This is a genomic window from Klebsiella sp. S69, from assembly GCF_016516145.1.
Lineage (GTDB): Bacteria > Pseudomonadota > Gammaproteobacteria > Enterobacterales > Enterobacteriaceae > Klebsiella > Klebsiella oxytoca.
Genome location: NZ_JACVUU010000014.1, coordinates 37,369 through 55,813 on the forward strand (window position 1 = coordinate 37,369; position 18,445 = coordinate 55,813).

The following is an 18,445-nucleotide window of genomic DNA, read 5'->3' on the forward strand; positions in this document are numbered from 1 at the left end:
GAGCAGGCAATGAAACTGATCGGCAGCTACACCAGTCCCTTTGTGCGCAAAATTTCCGTCATACTGCTGGAAAAAGCGATCCCCTTTGAGTTCGTCAACGAATTCCCTTACCACGAGACTAACGGCGTGGCGCAGTATAATCCGCTGGGAAAAGTGCCCGCGCTGGTCACCGATGACGGCGACTGCTGGTACGATTCTCCCATTATTGCTCAATACCTGGAGCTGCTCGGCATCGCCCCGGCTATGCTGCCTGCGGAACCGAAAGCCGCGCTGAAACTGCGTCAAATTGAGGCGCTGGCAGATGGGGTGATGGAGGCCGCGCAAACTCTGGTACGGGAGAAAGCGTGGCCAGCGGCGCAGCAGTCGGAAAGCGAACTGCTGCGCCAGCGCGAAAAGGTCGCGCGCGGTCTCGATGCGCTGGAAGGCTATGCGAGTGACGGAACGTTGCGCCCTGATGAGGTTAATCTGGCGACCATCTCCGCAGCCTGCGCCATCGCTTATCTCAATTTCCGCCGCGTCGCGCCAGGCTGGTGCGCCACCCGACCGAAGCTGGTCCGTCTGGTGGATTCCCTCTTTCAGCGCGCCAGCTTTGCGCGCACCGAACCGCCGGTGAGTTGACCCAGGCAGGTAACAGTTTTCTCGTGAAGGGATTACAATTGCTGCTCATTTGTTGACTCCCTCTCCCGTCGGGAGGGGGGAAAATAGGCTCATTCATGACTACCGAGATTCGTGCGCTTTATACCCGGCTTCCGGCCATCGACCGTTTACTCCGCGATCCCGCATTCTCGCCGCTGCTGATGCAATATGGTCACTCCCAGACGGTGGCGCTGCTGCGCCAGATGCTGGACGAGGCGCGGGAAAATATCCGTCAGAACCAGGCGCTGCCGGGCTGGTGCGATGACTGGCTGCAGGAAACGACGAGGCGGCTGGCGCTGACGCAGCAGAGCGCGCTGCGTCCGGTTTTTAACCTGACCGGTACCGTGTTGCACACCAATCTTGGCCGGGCGATTCAGGCGGAAGCGGCGGTTGAGGCGGTTGCCCGGGCGATGCGCGCGCCGGTGACGCTGGAATACGATCTTGATGATGCCGGACGCGGCCACCGCGACCGAGCGCTCGCCGACCTCCTGTGCCGTATCACCGGTGCGGAAGACGCCTGTATCGTCAATAACAACGCGGCGGCGGTACTGCTGATGCTGGCGGCGATCGCCGGCGGCAGCGAGGTGGTGGTGTCGCGCGGTGAGCTGGTGGAGATCGGCGGCGCGTTTCGTATTCCTGACGTGATGCGCCAGGCGGGCTGCGTTCTGCATGAAGTCGGTACCACTAACCGCACCCACGCGAAAGATTATCGTCAGGCGGTGAACGACAATACCGGCCTGCTGATGAAGGTGCATACCAGCAACTACAGCATTGAGGGCTTCACGAAAGCGGTCGATGAAGCGGAGCTGGCCGAGCTGGGGCGCGAGTTGAATATCCCGGTGGTGGCCGATCTCGGTAGCGGTTCGCTGGTAGATTTAAGCCAGTACGGCCTGCCGAAAGAGCCGATGCCGCAGGAGATGATTGCCGCAGGCGTCAGCCTGGTGAGCTTCTCAGGCGATAAACTGCTGGGGGGCCCGCAGGCGGGAATCATCGTCGGCAAAAAATCGCTAATCGCCCGTTTGCAGAGCCATCCGCTCAAGCGCGCCCTGCGGGCGGATAAAATGACCCTCGCGGCCCTGGAAGCCACGCTGCGCCTCTATCTGCACCCGGAAAAGTTGGCCGCAGAGCTGCCGACTCTACGCCTGCTGACTCGTCAGGCGGATGATATTCGTCAGCAGGCCGAACGTATACGAACGGCTCTGGTCGCGCATTATGCTGATTTTGACCTGCGGGTTGAGCCATGCCTGTCGCAGATCGGCAGCGGCTCGCTGCCGGTGGACCGCTTGCCCAGCGCGGCGTTGACGTTGACTCCGCGCGATGGTCGCGGCAGCCAGCTGGAGGCCCTGGCGGCACGCTGGCGTCTGCTGTCCGTGCCGGTTATTGGCAGGATCTATGATGGCCGCCTGTGGCTGGACCTGCGCTGTCTTGAGGATGAAACCCGGTTTATGGAGATGTTACTGAGATGATTATTGCCACCGCCGGACACGTTGATCACGGCAAAACCACGTTGCTGCAGGCGATAACCGGCATCAACGCCGATCGCCTGCCGGAAGAGAAAGCGCGCGGGATGACAATCGATCTGGGCTACGCCTACTGGCCGCAGCCTGACGGGCGGGTACTGGGGTTTATCGACGTACCCGGTCACGAAAAGTTTTTGTCCAACATGCTGGCCGGTGTCGGCGGTATCGATCACGCGCTGCTGGTGGTGGCCTGCGATGATGGGGTGATGGCGCAGACGCGCGAACATCTGGCGATCCTCCAGCTTACCGGGCAGCCGACGATAACCGTCGCGCTGACCAAAGCTGACCGCGTAGAAGCAACTCGGATCGAGGAGGTAAAGGCGGAAATCGATGCGGCGCTGGCGGAGTTCGGCTTTACCGGCGCGACCCTGTTTACCGTCGCGGCGACGGAAGGGCGGGGCATTGACGAGCTGCGCGAGCATCTCCTGCGCCTTGCCGCGCGCGCGCATCCGCAGCATCAGCGTTTTCGCCTGGCGATCGACCGGGCATTTACCGTCAAAGGCGCGGGGCTGGTGGTTACCGGGACGGCGCTATCCGGCGAGGTCAACGTTGGCGAGACGCTGTGGCTGACCGGTGTGGATAAACCGATGCGCGTGCGCGGTCTGCACGCGCAAAATCAGCCGGTTGAGCAGGCCCGGGCCGGCCAGCGTATTGCCCTGAATATTGTCGGCGATGCGCAAAAAGAGGACCTCAATCGCGGCGACTGGCTGCTCTCGGTACAGCCCCCGGAAGCCTGTGACCGGGTCATTGTCGAGCTCCAGTGCCACACGCCGCTTAGCCAGTGGCAGCCGCTGCATATCCACCACGCCGCCAGCCATATTACCGGCCGGGTGTCGCTGCTTGAAGGCGCGCTGGCGGAGCTGGTCCTCGATACGCCGCTGCGGCTGGCGGATAATGACCGTCTGGTGCTCCGCGATATTTCCGCGCGCCTGACGCTCGCCGGTGCGCGAGTGGTGACGCTCAATCCGCCGCGCCGGGGCAAGCGTAAGCCGGAGTATTTACAGTGGCTGCACGCGCTGGCTGCTGCGCAAAGCGATGACGTCCAGGCGCTGGATATTCACCTTCAGCGCGATGCGGTGCGTCTCGATGATTTCGCCTGGGCGCGTCAGCTCAGTAGCGATGGCCTCAACGCCCTGATTAACCGCCCTGACTATCTACAGGCGGGAAAGAGCCTGTTGAGCGCCCCGCTCGCCGCTCGCTGGCAGCGCAAGCTGCTTGAAGCCCTCGCGCGCTATCACGATCAGCATCGCGATGAGCCGGGACCGGGCCGCGAACGGCTGCGGCGTATTGCGCTGCCGATGGAAGATGAAGCGCTGGTGCTGCTGCTGATTGAGCAAATGCGAGAAAGCGGTATTGTTCATAGCCACCACGGCTGGCTGCATCTGCCGGAACATAAAGCGGGCTTTACCGACGAGCAGCAGGCCATCTGGCAGCGGGTCGCCGGGCTGTTTGCCGATGAGCCCTGGTGGGTTCGCGATCTGGCGCGGGAAGCCTGCGTGGAAGAGTCGTTAATGCGTGCGGTGCTTCGCCAGGCGGCGCAGCAGGGGATGATTACCGCGATCGTCAAAGATCGCTACTATCGCAACGATCGGATCGTGGAGTTTGCCAAAATGATCCGTGAACTGGATCTGGAAAGGGGTTCAACCTGCGCGGCGGATTTCCGCGATACGCTGAACGTCGGGCGCAAGCTGGCGATTCAGATCCTCGAGTATTTTGACCGCATCGGTTTTACTCGCCGTCGCGGTAACGACCATATTCTTCGGGATAAAGCATTGTTCATAAAAGAATAAACAGAAGTTGCCGGAGACGCCTGGCCGGGCTATCAGGTCTGGTCTGATGGCCCGGGCAGCGGGTTGCATTAACCCCGATCGTTGGAAGAGATGCGCAGAGTCAGCGGGCGAAACTGGCCGTAAATCCATAATCCGAGCCAGGCCAGGCTGCCGACGATGCCGGTCAACACCAGCGCCAGGATGAAGCAGAAGATCGGGCTGATAATAATCGCGCTGAAGCCATGGACAGCTTCTCCGTTCCAGCGCAGCGTCAGTAAATTGACGCCAACCGCCGCGAGAATGCCGTTTAAAAGGCCGAGCGGCACTAATGAGCAGGTCAGGCCGATAAGCAGGATTTTATAAATACTGCTCGCGCTCATTTTTTTTAAAGAAACGGTAATGAATTCATCCATAAATCAAAAGATCCTGTTCTAAAACACCGGGAGACATGACGTCGCTTGCGCCATCAAACCCCCGCTAGCAGCGGGGGGCGGGAGAAAGTATGTGGTCTGGGAGCGAGGGGGTCAATCTGAAAATAGCCCGCTTATTGCTGCTTCTGAGTTCGTTTCTCTGTTGTTACCCTGATTCGCACTGCGCCCTGAAATGGCGGGAGCGAAGCGTTTACTCAAGCCGCTGCGCGAGACGGCAGAGGCGATTTCTCGCGAACTGGGCTTGTCCGTGCGGGAAGGCTAAGGCAGATGACCTAATTGTCCCGGGCATCTGAGAGAAAACGCCGCTGACTCCATTCAGGATCAAGGCGCGGAAGCGGCTTTTTCTGGCACTCTGCATTTTTATCCCTAATGGAGCAAGGATGAACCGGTTTATTATCGCGGATGCGCAAAAGTGCATCGGCTGCCGTACCTGTGAAGTCGCCTGCGTGGTGTCCCATCAGCAGAATCAGGATTGTTCTGGCGTATCCGCTACGCGCTTTGCACCGCGGATCCGCGTGGTAAAGAATGATGAACTTTCGACGGCGACGTTGTGCCGCCAGTGTGAAGATGCGCCCTGCGCCAACGTCTGCCCCGAGGGCGCTATCCGCCGAGAAAATTCGGTCTGGCGCGTGGATCAGCGCCGCTGCATTGGGTGCAAAAGCTGTATGGTGGCGTGCCCCTATGGCGCGATGACGGTGATGCGGGTGGAGGAGGGCGTACAGGCGCTGAAGTGCGATTTGTGCAGCCATCGTGAAGAGGGCCCGGCCTGCGTGGCGGCATGCCCGACGCAGGCGCTACGCTGCATAGAGCCCATGGAGCTGGAAAGAATAGCCGCTGAACGTCGCCAGCGGATGGCGCTGGCGATGTAGCGACGTGTTACCCGGAGGCGGCGCTGGCGCGCCTTGCCGGGCTACGGGACTTGTAGCCCGGCTAAACGCAGTGCGAGCCGGGATAGATCTGGCTTATTCGGGCCTATGACGCGCCCTGTTCGCTCCATGCGCGTTCAACTTCTTCGGCGAGAATCTTCACGCCCGCTTCAATCTTCTCCGGATCCGGCACGTAGTTCATGCGCATGCACTGATGCGTGTGCGGCCACGGCTTATCCAGCCCCGGGAAGAAATAGTCGCCCGGCACCATCAGGACGCCGCGCTTTTTCAGGCGCTGGTACAGCAGCTCGGTAGATATCGGCAAATCTTTAAACCACAGCCAGAGGAAAATGGCCCCTTCCGGCTTATGAATCAAGCAGCGATCTTCCGGCAGGTAGCGGCGAATAATAGCGATAGTCTCCTGAACGCGCTGGTAGTAAAACGGCTTAATCACCGTTTCCGACAGGCGCAGCAGGTCGTTGCGTTTAATCATCTCGCACATCATGGCCGGCCCCATTCCACCGGGGGCGAGGCTGATAATGCCGTTCATATTGCTGATGGCGGTGATGATTTTTTCGTTAGCGATGATAATCCCGCAGCGGCTGCCCGGCAGGCCAAGCTTGGAGAGGCTCATGCACAGGACGATATTCGGATTCCACAGCGGTCGGGCGTCGCTGAAAATAATGCCCGGGAACGGAACGCCGTAGGCATTATCGATAACCAACGGGATGCCGTGCTGATTGGCCAGCGCATCGAGCTTGATCAGCTCATCATCGGTGATCACGTTACCGGTTGGGTTGGTGGGACGGGAAACGCAGATCATTCCCGTTTCGTCCGTGACCTGCAAATGTTCGAAATCCACATGGTATTTAAACTGGCCTTCCGGCAGCAGTTCAATGTTCGGGCGAGTGGCGACAAACAGCTCTTCTTCGAGGCCGGAGTCGGCGTAGCCGATATACTCAGGCGTCAATGGAAACAGCACTTTACGCGTGGTTCCATCCGCGCGACGTCCTGCGAAGAGGTTAAACAAGTAGAAAAACGCGCTCTGACTGCCGTTTGTCAGTGCAATATTCTGCGGCTCGATCTCCCAACCCAGTTCATCACGCAGCATTTGCGCCAGCAGGGTCAGCAGCTCGCTTTTACCCTGCGGGCCGTCATAATTGCAAAGCGCATCAAGGGCTTTGCCGTTATTCAGCATGTCGCTCAGCAGGCTGTGGAAGTAATCATTCATTTCCGGAATCTGTGCGGGATTGCCGCCGCCCAGCATGATGGCGCCTGGCGTACGCAGGCCGTCATTGAGGTCTTCCATCAAGCGGGTGATGCCCGAATGACGGGTAAATTTGTCGCCAAAAAGTGAAAATGTCATCGCGATTAGTCTGTCGGTATCCCAGGAAAGTGGGTAACCATAACGCCAGCGCAGACAGGGTGCAAATCGAGGTATCAGGAAGATAATTCGTTTTTATGCTTTGAGGTAGATGATTTTTGGTCGTTTATCCTGAAAAGGCTCCCGCGATCGCCGGGGGAGCCGCTCATCAAAAAGCTACTGCTGTCCTGCCCACACCACCATGACTTTGTCATCACCGCTCTCGCGGATAAAGCCGTAGCCTGTCGCCATCGATAGCGTGGTTTGTTTACCCATGCCAATGGCCGGATGACGGGCGCGGAACTGGCCCAGTTTCTCCCAATGGGTCACGCTGCGCGCGGCTTTGCCGTTGATGTCCTGCCAGTTCATATCTGAACGCGTTCCCTGAAGCGGGTCGGAGCCGGTCGGACCGAATGGTCGTGAGGATTCATCGCCGTAGTAGATCTGCACTGCGCCAGGCGCAAGCAGCAGCAGTTCCGCCGCCGTGCTGCCGCCTTCACGGAACAGACTGGTATCGTGCGAAGAGAGGTAGCTTAAGACGTTGAAACCCTGGAGCTTTTCCGCCATTTGTTGCCAGGTCAGATCCATATTGGCCAGGCAGCTTGTCGCTTTTGCTGCCTGATCCTGATAATCAAAGTTCAGCATGGCATCAAAGCCGTGACGATAGTAGTCGCTCTGCATCACGCCGTGGCCCCAGGCTTCGCCGGTCATCCAGAACGGCGCGTTATCCAGCGCTTTATCCGGATTGGCTTTTTTCCATTCCGCCAGCGCTTCACTGGCCTGGGTTTTTAGCTGCAGCCAGGCCGCCTGCTCGACGTGTTTGGCGGTATCAACCCGGAAACCGTCGATGCCATAATCGCGTACCCATTGGCTCAGCCAGTGGGTCAAATAATCGCGCGGCGTGTAGCCGGGGATCGCTTTAGCGGCAGTATCCGGCTTATGACGATAGAAGTTCGGCAAGCCGGAGGGCTCCGTGGATTCGGTTTTCAGATCCGGCAGGAAGGCCAGCGACATGGTCAGATCGTCAAAGCCGGGGTTGTCGTAATCGCCGATATCGGTGCGGATCCATTTTTTACCCCACCATTTCTCCCATCCGGCTTTATCGCTGAAGTTAATGTAGTCGTTAAAACTGTGCCAGCTCTGTCCCGCGCGAGGCTTCCAGTCGGTCCAGCGCTCTCCGAGCGTCTTTTTCAGTTCGTCACCCTGGATGTACAGCGAGCCAAACTGAAACTCCTGCATATCGGCCAGGGTCGCGTAGCCGGTATGGTTCATCACCACGTCGAACAGAATGCGAATCCCGCGCTTGTGGGCCTCGTCTACGAGACGGCGCAAATCTTCTTCCGTCCCCATATTGGCATCCAGCTTAGTCCAGTCCTGGGTGTAGTAGCCGTGATAGGCATAATGCGGGAAATCACCTTTCGTACCGCCGCCGACCCAGCCGTGGATTTGCTCCAGCGGCGAACTGATCCAGAGCGCGTTAACGCCGAGCTGCTGGATGTAATCAAGTTTGCTGGTCAGGCCCTGCAGATCGCCGCCGTGGAAGGTGCCGATTTCCTGCATGCCGTCTTTGTGGCGGCCATAGCTATTGTCGTTGGCCGGGTTGCCGTTAACAAAGCGATCGGTCAGAACGAAATAGACGGTGGCGTTGTGCCAGTTGAACGGCGCGGCGGATTCGGTTTCCGCGCGCTCAAGTAACAGAAGACCATTGCTGTTAAACGCCGGCTGGAGGGTAATTTTACCGCCGCTGACGGTCGCGATATTGCCGCTGTAAAAGTCGCGAACTTTGCTGCCTTCGGCAAAGGATTTACTGACGTCAATGGTCAGCGGCTTGCCATCCCATTTCGGACACTGCTTGATCTGCGGCGCGGCGGCAGCGGACTGTTTCTCCTCAAGGGAGACCATCAGGGTTGGCGTACCCGAACGGGTGTCCACTTCCAGGGTATAGCGCCCGTCGCGAAAGATGCGCCACTGCGGCACCGGGTCGCGACAGGGTTCCATCGAGAGCATCTGGTTGAGCTTGATCATGCCAGCGGGCTGCCAGCACTGTTGGTCAAAATTAATTCGCAGCGGGCGCGTACCCTTTGCTACCTCGTTTTGACTGATAAATCTGCCGGTGCCCTCTTCGGTGAAGGCGGGGAAGTCTGCGGTAGTCCAGGCGGCGAAGGCCATCCCAGGCAACAGCAGCGACGCAAGCGCAGCGAGTTTCATTGCGGAGTCCTGTAGGCGGTGTTTTGTTCAGTTTGCGCGTCTACCCGCCTGATGAACTCATCCCGGCCGCGCTTTTCCAGGGAGGATGAAAAGGGGTGAGTGATCGCGCTCAAAAAATGCGCAGAAAATGAGACGGCGCTAGCATTTTTGCGCCTTCGCAGGCTGGCAGAAACCGATTTCAGGTGACACCATTTCGGAATTGGACTATTTCTGTGGGTGCGTCATCTGGGTATTTTTGATACTATTCGCGATTCAACTATCGATTTTTTGTGAAAAACAAGGCGTTGGAATGATTGCATCCGACCAGGAGACCTAATGATATCGACTCCCATTCGACGATATGGGGCCGCGATACTCATGTTACTTACCTGCATATTTTCAGGTAGTGTGCTGGCAGCAACACACACAGCAACAACGAGTCATAAAGCCCCAATAGTTAAAAAGAAAAGTACCGTTAAAGTAAGCAAGGTAAGCAGTAAACAAGAGTATTCTCGCAATAGTGTAAAGAGCAGTTCACTTCCTGATTTGCGAAAATACCCTTCCGGGACACCAAGGAAAAAAGCGTTTCTCCGGACGGTAATGCCTTATATTACGAAACAGAATCAGGTGATTACTGCCGATCGTAACTGGCTGGTTTCCAAGCAGTACGATGCGCGCTGGTCGCCGAGCGAGCGTACGCGCCTGAAAGAGATCGCCTCGCGCTATAAAGTGAAGTGGTCCGGCAATACTCGCCATATTCCATGGAACTCGTTGCTTGAACGCGTCGATATTATCCCGAACAGCATGGTTGCAACCATGGCGGCGGCGGAAAGCGGCTGGGGAACGTCAAAATTGGCGCGCGTTAACAACAATCTGTTTGGTATGAAGTGTGGTGGTGGAAACTGCCGCGGCGCGGTGAAGGGCTACTCGCAGTTTGATTCGGTGGAAGAGTCCGTTCAGGCCTACGTGAGAAACCTGAATACGCATCCGGCTTATTCATCGTTCCGTAAATCGCGTGCGCAGCTGCGCAAGGCCGATCAGGAAGTGACCGCCAGCACCATGATTCATAAGCTGAAGGGCTATTCGACTAAAGGGTCGAGCTATAACAACTATCTCTTCGCCATGTATCAGGATAACCAGCGGTTGATTGCCGCGCATATGTAATGGCTTATCCATGACATTATTAATGCCCGGCGCGCAAGCCCGGGCATTTTTCTTTGCTCTCTACATCATGACTTCACTGTGCCGATCGCGATACTCCTTCGGCGTCACGTCGTACTCTTTCTTAAACACCGAATAGAAGTACTGCAACGACGGATAGCCGCACATCTGCGAGATTTCATTAATCGACAGGGTGGTTGAAACCAGCAGGCTGCGCGCTTTTTCCAGCTTCTCGCTGTGGATCACCGTATGAATGGTCTCGCCCACTTCCTCTTTGAAGCGTTTTTCCAGATTCGAGCGGGAAATGCCTACGGCGTCCAGTACCTGCTCTACCTTAATCCCTTTACAGGCGTGGTTACGAATATAGTGCATCGCCTGGATAACCGAAGGGTCGGTTAGCGAACGGTAGTCGGTGGAGCGGCGCTCTACTACGCGCATCGGCGGGATAAGCTGTCGTTGAAGCGGCAGCTCTTCATTCTCCAGCAGACGATGCAGCAGCTTTGCCGCCTGATAGCCCATCTGGCGGGTGCCCTGAGCAACGGAAGACAGCGCCACGCGCGACAGATAGCGGGTAAGCTCTTCGTTATCAATGCCAATAACGCACAGCTTTTCCGGAACGGGGATATGCAACAGCTCGCAGGCCTGTAACACATGACGGGCGCGGGCGTCGGTGACGGCGATAATGCCGGTTTGCGGCGGCAGGGTTTGTAGCCAGTCGGCGAGGCGATTTTGCGCATGCTGCCAGTTTTCCGGCGCTGTCTCGAGCCCCTGATAGACCACGCCGCGATATTTCTCTCTGGCGACCAGCTGACAAAAAGCATGCTCGCGCTCTGCGGCCCAGCCTTTACAGCTGGATGTGGGCAGGCCGTAAAAGGCAAAGCGGTTAATGCCCTTTTCCTTCAGATGGAGGAAGGCGCTCTCGACCAGCGCGGCGTTGTCGGTAGCGATGTAGTGAACCGGCGGATAGCACTCCGGGCGGTGGAAGGAGCCGCCGACGCCGACAATTGGAACATTAACGTCGAGCAGCAGGTTTTCAATCTCCGGGTCGTCGTAATCGGCAATAACGCCATCGCCTAACCACTCCTTGATGTTTTCAATTCGCGCCCGAAAATCTTCCTCAATGAAGATATCCCATTCCAATTGCGATGCTTGTAAATATTCGCCGACGCCCTCAACGACCTGGCGGTCATAGGCCTTGTTGGCGTTGAATAACAACGTAATACGGTGACGCTTTTCAAACATAGTGTTGTTCCTGGTCTCTCTTGCAGGCCATACAATACCGGCCAATGCCCGGATTATTTCAAGCTACTTGTGCCTAAGTTTGGCTGTAGCGCAAAGAATTCGGGCATTTTTTTCAAAGCTCTCAGCTCCGGCGTTTGGTGGCTGAATCCATCCACACCGCGAGTAATAAAATGACCCCTTTAACGATGTACTGCCAGAAGGTGGCGACATCCATCATGCTCATGCCGTTGTCCAGCGCGGACATGATAAACGCGCCCATGACCGCGCCGGCAACGCTGCCGACGCCGCCGGCGAGGCTGGTTCCGCCGATCACGCAGGCGGCGATGGCGTCCAGTTCGGCGATGTTGCCGGCAGAAGGAGAACCGGCGCCCAGACGTGAACTGAGAATCAACCCGGCAATCGCCACCATCAGGCCATTAATGGCGAACACCGCCAGCTTGGTGCGTTCCACGCTAATACCGGATAGACGCGCGGCTTCCAGGTTGCCGCCGATGGCGTAGATGCGGCGGCCAAACGCGGTGCGGGTGGCCATAAACATACCCGCCAGCAGCAACGCGGCGAGAATCAGTACCGGCGTCGGGACGCCGCGATAGTCGTTTAATAGCCAGATAGCGCCCAGCACAATAACGGCGGTAATCGTCTGGCGACCTACGGTCGAAGCGGAAGCGATCGTGGCAAGTCCCAGGGCCTGACGTCGCATACGGCCGCGCCATTGCCAGATAATAAAGGCCGCCATTCCCGCCACGCCGATACCAAAGCCAATACCATCAGGCAGATAGCTCTGGCCGATTTGCGACATCGCCGGGCTGGTGGGAGAGACGGTGGTCCCGTTGGTGATACCTATCAGAATACCGCGGAATGCCAGCATACCAGCGAGCGTCACGATAAACGACGGGACTTTACGGTAGGCGACCCACCAACCGTTCCATGCGCCCAGCAGCAGGCCAAGCGCCAGCGTGACCACAATCGTCAGCGGCAGCGGCCAGCCGAGCCAGACGTCAAATATTGCCGCTGCGCCGCCGAGCAGGCCCATCATTGAGCCGACGGAAAGATCGATCTCGGCGGAAATAATCACAAACACCATGCCGACCGCGAGAATGCCGGTGATGGCGGTCTGGCGCAGCAGGTTAGAGATATTACGCGCGCTCAGATAAGCGCCTTCGGTAGTCCAGGTGAAAAACAGCATAATGGCCACGATAGCGGCGATCATCACGAATACCTGGAGATTCATCCCTTTTAGCCCGGAAAAAGCCCCGGAGACGGGCGGGGTGAGTTTCATTTCAGACGTGTTCTTCGACATGGCGTTCGCTCCTCAGTGCGGCTTCCATCACCTGTTCCTGTGTCAGGCCCTGATTAATCAAATCGGCCTTCAGTTTGCCCTCATGCATCACCAGCACCCGATCGCTTAGCCCCAGTACTTCGGGCAGTTCGGATGAAATGACAATGACGGCGATCCCCTGCTGCACCAGCTGATTAATCAACTTGTAGATTTCGTACTTGGCGCCGATATCAATGCCGCGGGTAGGCTCATCGAGTATCAGAATGCGCGGGTTCAGCAGCAGGCAGCGGGCGAGGATCGCCTTTTGCTGATTGCCGCCGCTCAGGCGACCGATCGCCAGCTCTGGCGATGAGGTTTTGATTTTCAAACGCTGGATGGATTGCTGAATGCAGTGTTGCTCTCCGGCATCGTCAAGGCTGCTCAGCGGGCCGGTAAACTGGTTTAACGCGGCGAGGGTGATATTTTTACCCACCGCCATCACCGGCACGATGCCGTCTTTCTTTCTGTCTTCCGGCACCATGGCGATGCCCTGCGCGATGGCCTGCTGGCAGTTGTGAATCGTCACCTGCTGGCCATCGATGAAAATTTTCCCCTGCCAGCGGCCCGGCCAGACGCCAAACAGGCACTGTACCGCTTCGGTACGGCCCGCGCCGACCAGTCCGGCTATCCCCAGAATTTCGCCGCGCCGCAGTGAAAAAGAGACGTCATTGACCCGCTTAATGTGGCGATTGACCGGATGCCAGGCGGTTAAATTTTCTACGCGCAGGATTTCATCGCCGCAGCTATGGGCTTCGTTCGGATAGAGGGCGGTAAGCTCGCGGCCGACCATCATGGTGATGATGTCATCTTCGTTCATGCCGTCAGCGTTACGGGTACCGATATGCTGCCCATCGCGGATCACGCAGATAGTATTGGATATCGCTTTGACTTCATTGAGTTTGTGGGAAATGTAAATACAGGCAATACCGTGATTTTGCAGATCGCGAATAATATTCAGCAGAATGGCCGTTTCTTGTTCCGTTAATGAGGCGGTGGGTTCGTCGAGAATTAACAACCGTACCTGTTTATTTAGCGCTTTCGCTATTTCGACCAGCTGCTGCTGGCCAAGGCCTAAATCGCCGACGCGGGTGTCGGGTGATATGGCTAAATTGACCTGGGCCAGCAGCTTCTCGCAGCGTAAGGTCATGGTTTCGTAATCCAGCAGACCGTGGCGGGAGATCTCCGCGCCGAGAAAAATATTCTCCAGAACGGTCAGGTGTTTTACCAGCGCCAGCTCCTGATGAATGATGGCAATTCCTTTGCGTTCGGTATCGCGAATATGGCCCGGCTGCAAAGTTTCTCCGGAAAAAATAATCTCTCCCTCATAGCTACCGTGCGGGTATATTCCGCAAAGCACCTTCATGAGCGTAGATTTCCCGGAGCCGTTTTCTCCGCATAATGAGACCACTTCCCCGGCGTTCAGCCGCAGGCTGACATTATCAATCGCCTTCACCGCGCCGAAGGTTTTAGTCATGTTTTTCATTTCGAGTAACCAGGACATAGAGGCTCCGCATAAGCGATATCCGGCTGGATGGAGTAACGCCCCCGGCAGAGGGCGTCAGAGATTACAGCTCGCTTTTTTTATGGAAACCGTCTTTGATCACCGTCTGGTCAATGTTGTCTTTATTGACTTCAATGGGCGTCAGCAGACGAGAAGGGACATCTTTCAGGCCGTTGTTGAGCGTGGCGTCAGCCTTCGGCTGTTTGTCGTTGCCCAGTTCGACGGCAATCTCCGCCGCGGTGGTGGCAAGGGTGGCGATCGGTTTGTAGACGGTCATCGTTTGGGTGCCAGCGATAATGCGCTTCACGCCGGCGAGGTCGGCATCCTGACCGGAGATCGCCACTTTGCCTGCGAGCCCCTGGGCGCTCAGGGCCTGAATGGCGCCGCCGGCGGTGGCATCGTTAGAGGCGACAACCGCATCAATTTTGTTATTGTTGGCGGTCAGGGCGTTTTCCATAATTTTCAATGCGTTTTCAGGTAGCCATCCGTCAACCCACTGATCGCCGACGACTTTAATTTTGCCTTCATCAATATAGGGCTTAAGGACTTTCATTTGGCCAGCGCGGAAAAGCTTGGCGTTATTATCAACGGGCGAGCCGCCCATTAAGAAATAGTTACCCTGAGGCACTTTATCGACCAGGCTTTGCGCCTGCATTTCGCCCACTTTCTCATTATTAAAAGAAATATAAAAATCAATGTCGGCATTATTGATGAGACGATCGTAGGCGAGAACTTTAATTCCCTCCTGTTTAGCCTCTTTTTCACATTACTCAGCACTTGACCGTTATAGGGAATAATAACCAGAACGTCGACGCCGCGATTAATCATGTTTTCGATTTGCGACATTTGCGTTTCTTCGTTGCCATTGGCTGACTGGACGAATACTTTTGCACCTAATGATTCAGCTTTATTGACAAAAATATCGCGATCTTTTTGCCAGCGCTCAAGACGCAGGTCGTCAATCGCCATGCCAATTTTAACTTCTTTCGCAATGCCCGACAGGCTGGTGAGGAGGAGTGAAGCACAGAGCGTTAGGCAAAGGTTCTTTATCTTCATAATAATAACACCTTTTTTGTAAAGTGCAGGATAAGACGAACGATAAAAATAAACGGCCTGATACGTAGCAGATTTTTAACGCGGAAAGGGGCGCTGGCAATTATCTATGCTTATTTTGCCGTTATGAAATTTTGTTTATTTGTTAATTTATGACCGGGATCGTACTTTAATAATTAGTTCTCATCGTATTTCATTGATCTCTCGTGGCGTAAGCAGCGAAGTGAGGGCGTTGTTCTATTGTTTTTGCGACCTGGCGCACGTTTGTGAATTCTCTCAATCACGGTGTGAAATAACGTAATTGAGGAAAGTAAAAAGAGAATTCTATATTGGCTTATGACTTATTACTCGCCGCATCCCTGAATATGGAGTTCATTATGCAGACCTATTTTGATCAACTCGATCGCGTTCGTTATGAAGGCCCGACATCCGCTAACCCACTGGCTTTCCGTCATTACAACCCGGATGAACTGGTGCTGGGCAAACGGATGGAAGACCACCTGCGCTTTGCGGCCTGCTACTGGCACACCTTCTGCTGGAATGGTGCTGACATGTTTGGCGTGGGCTCCTTTAACCGCCCGTGGCAGCAGCCGGGCGAAGCGCTGGAAATGGCGAAACGCAAAGCGGATGTCGCGTTTGAGTTTTTCCACAAACTGAACGTACCGTACTACTGTTTCCACGACGTTGACGTTTCCCCTGAAGGGGCATCGCTGAAAGAGTATGCCAACAACTTTGCGCAAATGGTTGAAGTGCTGGCGGAAAAACAGCAGCAGAGCGGCGTCAAGCTGCTGTGGGGAACGGCAAACTGCTTTACGAACCCGCGCTATGGCGCCGGGGCGGCAACCAATCCGGATCCGGAAGTGTTCAGCTGGGCGGCGACTCAGGTGGTCACCGCAATGGATGCGACCCACAAGCTGGGCGGCGAAAACTATGTCCTGTGGGGCGGCCGTGAAGGTTATGAAACCCTGCTGAATACCGATCTGCGTCAGGAGCGCGAGCAGATTGGCCGCTTTATGCAGCTGGTCGTTGAGCACAAACACAAGATTGGCTTCCAGGGTACGCTGCTGATTGAACCCAAACCGCAGGAGCCAACCAAACATCAGTATGATTACGACGCTTCTACCGTCTATGGTTTCCTGAAACAGTTCGGCCTGGAAAAAGAGATCAAACTGAACATCGAAGCGAACCACGCGACGCTGGCCGGTCATACGTTCCATCACGAAATTGCGACTGCCATTGCTCTGGGACTGTTTGGTTCCGTTGACGCTAACCGCGGTGACCCGCAGCTGGGCTGGGATACCGACCAGTTCCCGAACAGCGTTGAAGAAAACGCGCTGGTGATGTACGAAATCCTGAAAGCGGGTGGTTTCACCACCGGCGGCCTGAACTTTGATGCTAAAGTGCGTCGTCAGAGCACCGATAAATACGACCTGTTCTACGGCCATATCGGCGCAATGGACACCATGGCGCTGGCGCTGAAAGTTGCCGCGCGCATGATTGAAGGCGGCGAGCTGGATAAACGCGTTGCCAAACGTTATGCCGGCTGGAACGGCGAGCTGGGTCAGCAGATCCTGAAAGGCCAGATGAACCTGGCGGATATTGCTCGCTATGCCACTCAGCATGACCTGGCGCCGCAGCACCAGAGCGGCCATCAGGAGCTGCTGGAAAATGTGGTAAACCGCTACCTTTTTGATCGCTAATGAAGGCGATGATGCCCGGCGGGACCGGGCATTGGCTATAACCGATGCTTTATTCGCGCCACGCTTAGCCGTGGCGCGTCAGTAAGGAGAGGCTGTATGTATATCGGGATTGATCTGGGCACCTCGGGCGTCAAAGCTATTCTGCTCAATGAGCAGGGCGAGGTCGTGGCTTCGCATACTGAAAAGCTCAACGTGTCGCGTCCGCACCCTCTATGGTCTGAACAGGACCCCGAGCACTGGTGGCAGGCGACGGACCGCGCGATGAAAGCGCTGGGTGCGCAGCACTCGCTGCGCGAAGTCAAAGCGTTAGGTATTGCGGGCCAGATGCACGGCGCGACGCTGCTGGATAAGCAACAGCGCGTCCTGCGCCCGGCGATTTTATGGAATGATGGCCGCTGCGGTGAAGAGTGCGCGCTGCTGGAAGAGAAAGTCAGCCGCTCGCGGCAGATAACCGGCAACCTGATGATGCCGGGATTCACCGCGCCGAAGCTGCTGTGGGTACAACGCCACGAGCCTGAGATCTTCGAGCGGGTTGATAAAGTCCTGCTGCCTAAAGATTATCTACGTTTACGCATGACCGGCGAGTTTGCCAGCGATATGTCCGATGCCGCTGGAACGATGTGGATGGACGTAGCGCGAAGGGACTGGAGCGATGAGATGCTCGCCGCCTGCGGTCTGAACCGCGATAACATGCCGACGCTGTTCGAAGGATGTGAAGTGACGGGGGCGCTGCGCCCGACGGTTGCGCAGTCGTGGAATATGCCGGAAGCGCTGGTGGTAGCCGGCGGCGGCGATAACGCAGCCGGTGCGGTTGGCGTGGGTATGGCGGATGCGGGGCAGGCGATGCTGTCGCTGGGGACCTCGGGCGTCTACTTTGCGGTTAGCGACGGCTTTCTTAGTAAGCCGGAAAGCGCCGTACACAGTTTCTGCCACGCGCTGCCCGGGCGCTGGCACCTGATGTCGGTGATGCTGAGCGCGGCTTCCTGTCTGGATTGGGCGGCGACATTAACCGGCCTTGGCACGGTTCCGGCGTTGATTGCGGCGGCGGAGTCGGCGAACGAGAGTGCCGATCCTATCTGGTTTCTGCCTTACCTCTCCGGTGAACGTACGCCGCACAACAATCCGCAGGCGAAAGGCGTCTTTTTTGGCCTGACTCATCAACATGGTCCGGCGGAGCTGGCGCGGGCGGTGCTGGAGGGCGTCGGTTATGCGCTGGCGGATGGCATGGACGTGGTGCACTCCTGCGGCGTGAAGCCGGAAAGCGTGACGCTGATTGGCGGCGGCGCGCGCAGCGCGTACTGGCGGCAAATGCTGGCGGATATCAGCGGTCAGCAGCTTGATTTCCGCACCGGCGGCGACGTGGGACCGGCGCTTGGCGCGGCGCGACTGGCGCAGCTGGCGCTGCATAAAAACGTCGCATTCTCCGATCTGCTGCCGCAGCTCCCGCTGGAGCAGGCCCACTGCCCTGATGACGAACGTTTTGCCCGCTACGCCCCCCGTCGGGAGACATTCCGACAGATTTATCAGCAGCTTTTACCGCTGATGTCGTAATATTTTGCCCTCGGTTAACGAGGGCAAATTACATCCATGAATGCATCGTTCGCATTTATCTGTCCTGCGTATTTATATATTCCGAATTTGTCGTTTCTGCTTCCTGAAGCATCAGCAGTAAAGCTTTACCGGTACATAATGGACGCC

13 protein-coding genes and 2 pseudogenes are annotated in these 18,445 nt (G+C 56.7%); 8 read left to right on the forward strand and 7 right to left on the reverse strand.

The features are described 5' to 3' along the window. Positions 1-9 precede the first annotated feature (9 nt). From IAE27_RS14860 to selB, 3 genes are all read left to right on the forward strand, one after another. A complete protein-coding gene (locus IAE27_RS14860) occupies positions 10-618 on the forward strand; it encodes a glutathione S-transferase (protein WP_004106819.1) in 609 nt (202 codons plus the stop codon). A gap of 95 nt (positions 619-713) precedes the next feature. After that, on the forward strand, positions 714-2,102 hold the full coding sequence (gene selA, locus IAE27_RS14865) for an L-seryl-tRNA(Sec) selenium transferase (RefSeq protein WP_016807714.1): 1,389 nt from the start codon (positions 714-716) through the stop codon (positions 2,100-2,102). Continuing rightward, positions 2,099-3,946 carry a selenocysteine-specific translation elongation factor gene (selB, locus tag IAE27_RS14870; RefSeq protein ID WP_115239117.1) on the forward strand — a complete coding sequence of 616 codons (1,848 nt, stop codon included), beginning with the start codon at positions 2,099-2,101 and terminating at the stop codon, positions 3,944-3,946. The genes selA and selB overlap by 4 nt, the downstream gene beginning before the upstream one ends. A gap of 68 nt (positions 3,947-4,014) precedes the next feature. Here the strand turns inward: selB and IAE27_RS14875 are convergent, their stop codons facing one another. Next, positions 4,015-4,338, reverse strand: a complete 324-nt coding sequence (locus IAE27_RS14875; RefSeq protein ID WP_115239118.1) for a hypothetical protein — start codon at positions 4,336-4,338, stop codon at positions 4,015-4,017. Positions 4,339-4,534: 196 nt separating this feature from the next. On the opposite strand from IAE27_RS14875, the pseudogene IAE27_RS29605 reads away from it, so the two are divergent. Next, positions 4,535-4,618, forward strand: a pseudogene (locus IAE27_RS29605) (IclR family transcriptional regulator); the annotation flags it as partial. 118 nt (positions 4,619-4,736) lie between these two features. Further along, positions 4,737-5,225 carry a 4Fe-4S dicluster domain-containing protein gene (locus IAE27_RS14880; RefSeq protein ID WP_016807718.1) on the forward strand — a complete coding sequence of 163 codons (489 nt, stop codon included), beginning with the start codon at positions 4,737-4,739 and terminating at the stop codon, positions 5,223-5,225. A gap of 103 nt (positions 5,226-5,328) precedes the next feature. Here the strand turns inward: IAE27_RS14880 and avtA are convergent, their stop codons facing one another. Continuing rightward, positions 5,329-6,588: a valine--pyruvate transaminase gene (gene avtA, locus IAE27_RS14885; protein ID WP_004106812.1), complete on the reverse strand. Its 1,260-nt coding sequence runs from the start codon at positions 6,586-6,588 to the stop codon at positions 5,329-5,331. A 174-nt stretch (positions 6,589-6,762) separates the two neighbouring features. Continuing rightward, the gene (locus IAE27_RS14890) at positions 6,763-8,793 is read right to left on the reverse strand and encodes an alpha-amylase (RefSeq protein ID WP_064383107.1); all 2,031 of its coding nucleotides are present in this window, start codon (positions 8,791-8,793) and stop codon (positions 6,763-6,765) included. A 315-nt stretch (positions 8,794-9,108) separates the two neighbouring features. Here IAE27_RS14890 and IAE27_RS14895 point away from each other — a divergent pair, with 315 nt between their 5' ends. Beyond that, positions 9,109-9,936 (forward strand): protein bax, encoded by an 828-nt coding sequence (locus tag IAE27_RS14895; RefSeq protein ID WP_083307711.1) that lies wholly within the window; start codon positions 9,109-9,111, stop codon positions 9,934-9,936. A gap of 60 nt (positions 9,937-9,996) precedes the next feature. Here the strand turns inward: IAE27_RS14895 and xylR are convergent, their stop codons facing one another. From xylR to xylF, 4 genes and pseudogenes are all read right to left on the reverse strand, one after another. Beyond that, the gene (gene xylR, locus IAE27_RS14900) at positions 9,997-11,175 is read right to left on the reverse strand and encodes a D-xylose utilization transcriptional activator XylR (protein WP_004106805.1); all 1,179 of its coding nucleotides are present in this window, start codon (positions 11,173-11,175) and stop codon (positions 9,997-9,999) included. Between the two features lie 121 nt (positions 11,176-11,296). Further along, on the reverse strand, positions 11,297-12,475 hold the full coding sequence (gene xylH, locus IAE27_RS14905; RefSeq protein WP_070555563.1) for a xylose ABC transporter permease XylH: 1,179 nt from the start codon (positions 12,473-12,475) through the stop codon (positions 11,297-11,299). Continuing rightward, entirely contained in the window at positions 12,456-13,994 is a 1,539-nt protein-coding gene (locus IAE27_RS14910; RefSeq protein WP_004106801.1) for a xylose ABC transporter ATP-binding protein, read from the reverse strand. The genes xylH and IAE27_RS14910 overlap by 20 nt, the downstream gene beginning before the upstream one ends. A gap of 64 nt (positions 13,995-14,058) precedes the next feature. Beyond that, positions 14,059-15,050, reverse strand: a pseudogene (xylF, locus tag IAE27_RS14915) (D-xylose ABC transporter substrate-binding protein). Positions 15,051-15,424: 374 nt separating this feature from the next. Between xylF and xylA the strand changes: the two are divergent. After that, positions 15,425-16,747, forward strand: coding sequence for a xylose isomerase (gene xylA / locus IAE27_RS14920; protein WP_064356406.1), 1,323 nt, complete (start codon positions 15,425-15,427; stop codon positions 16,745-16,747). A gap of 96 nt (positions 16,748-16,843) precedes the next feature. Continuing rightward, positions 16,844-18,298 (forward strand): xylulokinase, encoded by a 1,455-nt coding sequence (xylB, locus tag IAE27_RS14925; protein WP_024274806.1) that lies wholly within the window; start codon positions 16,844-16,846, stop codon positions 18,296-18,298. Positions 18,299-18,445 lie beyond the last annotated feature (147 nt).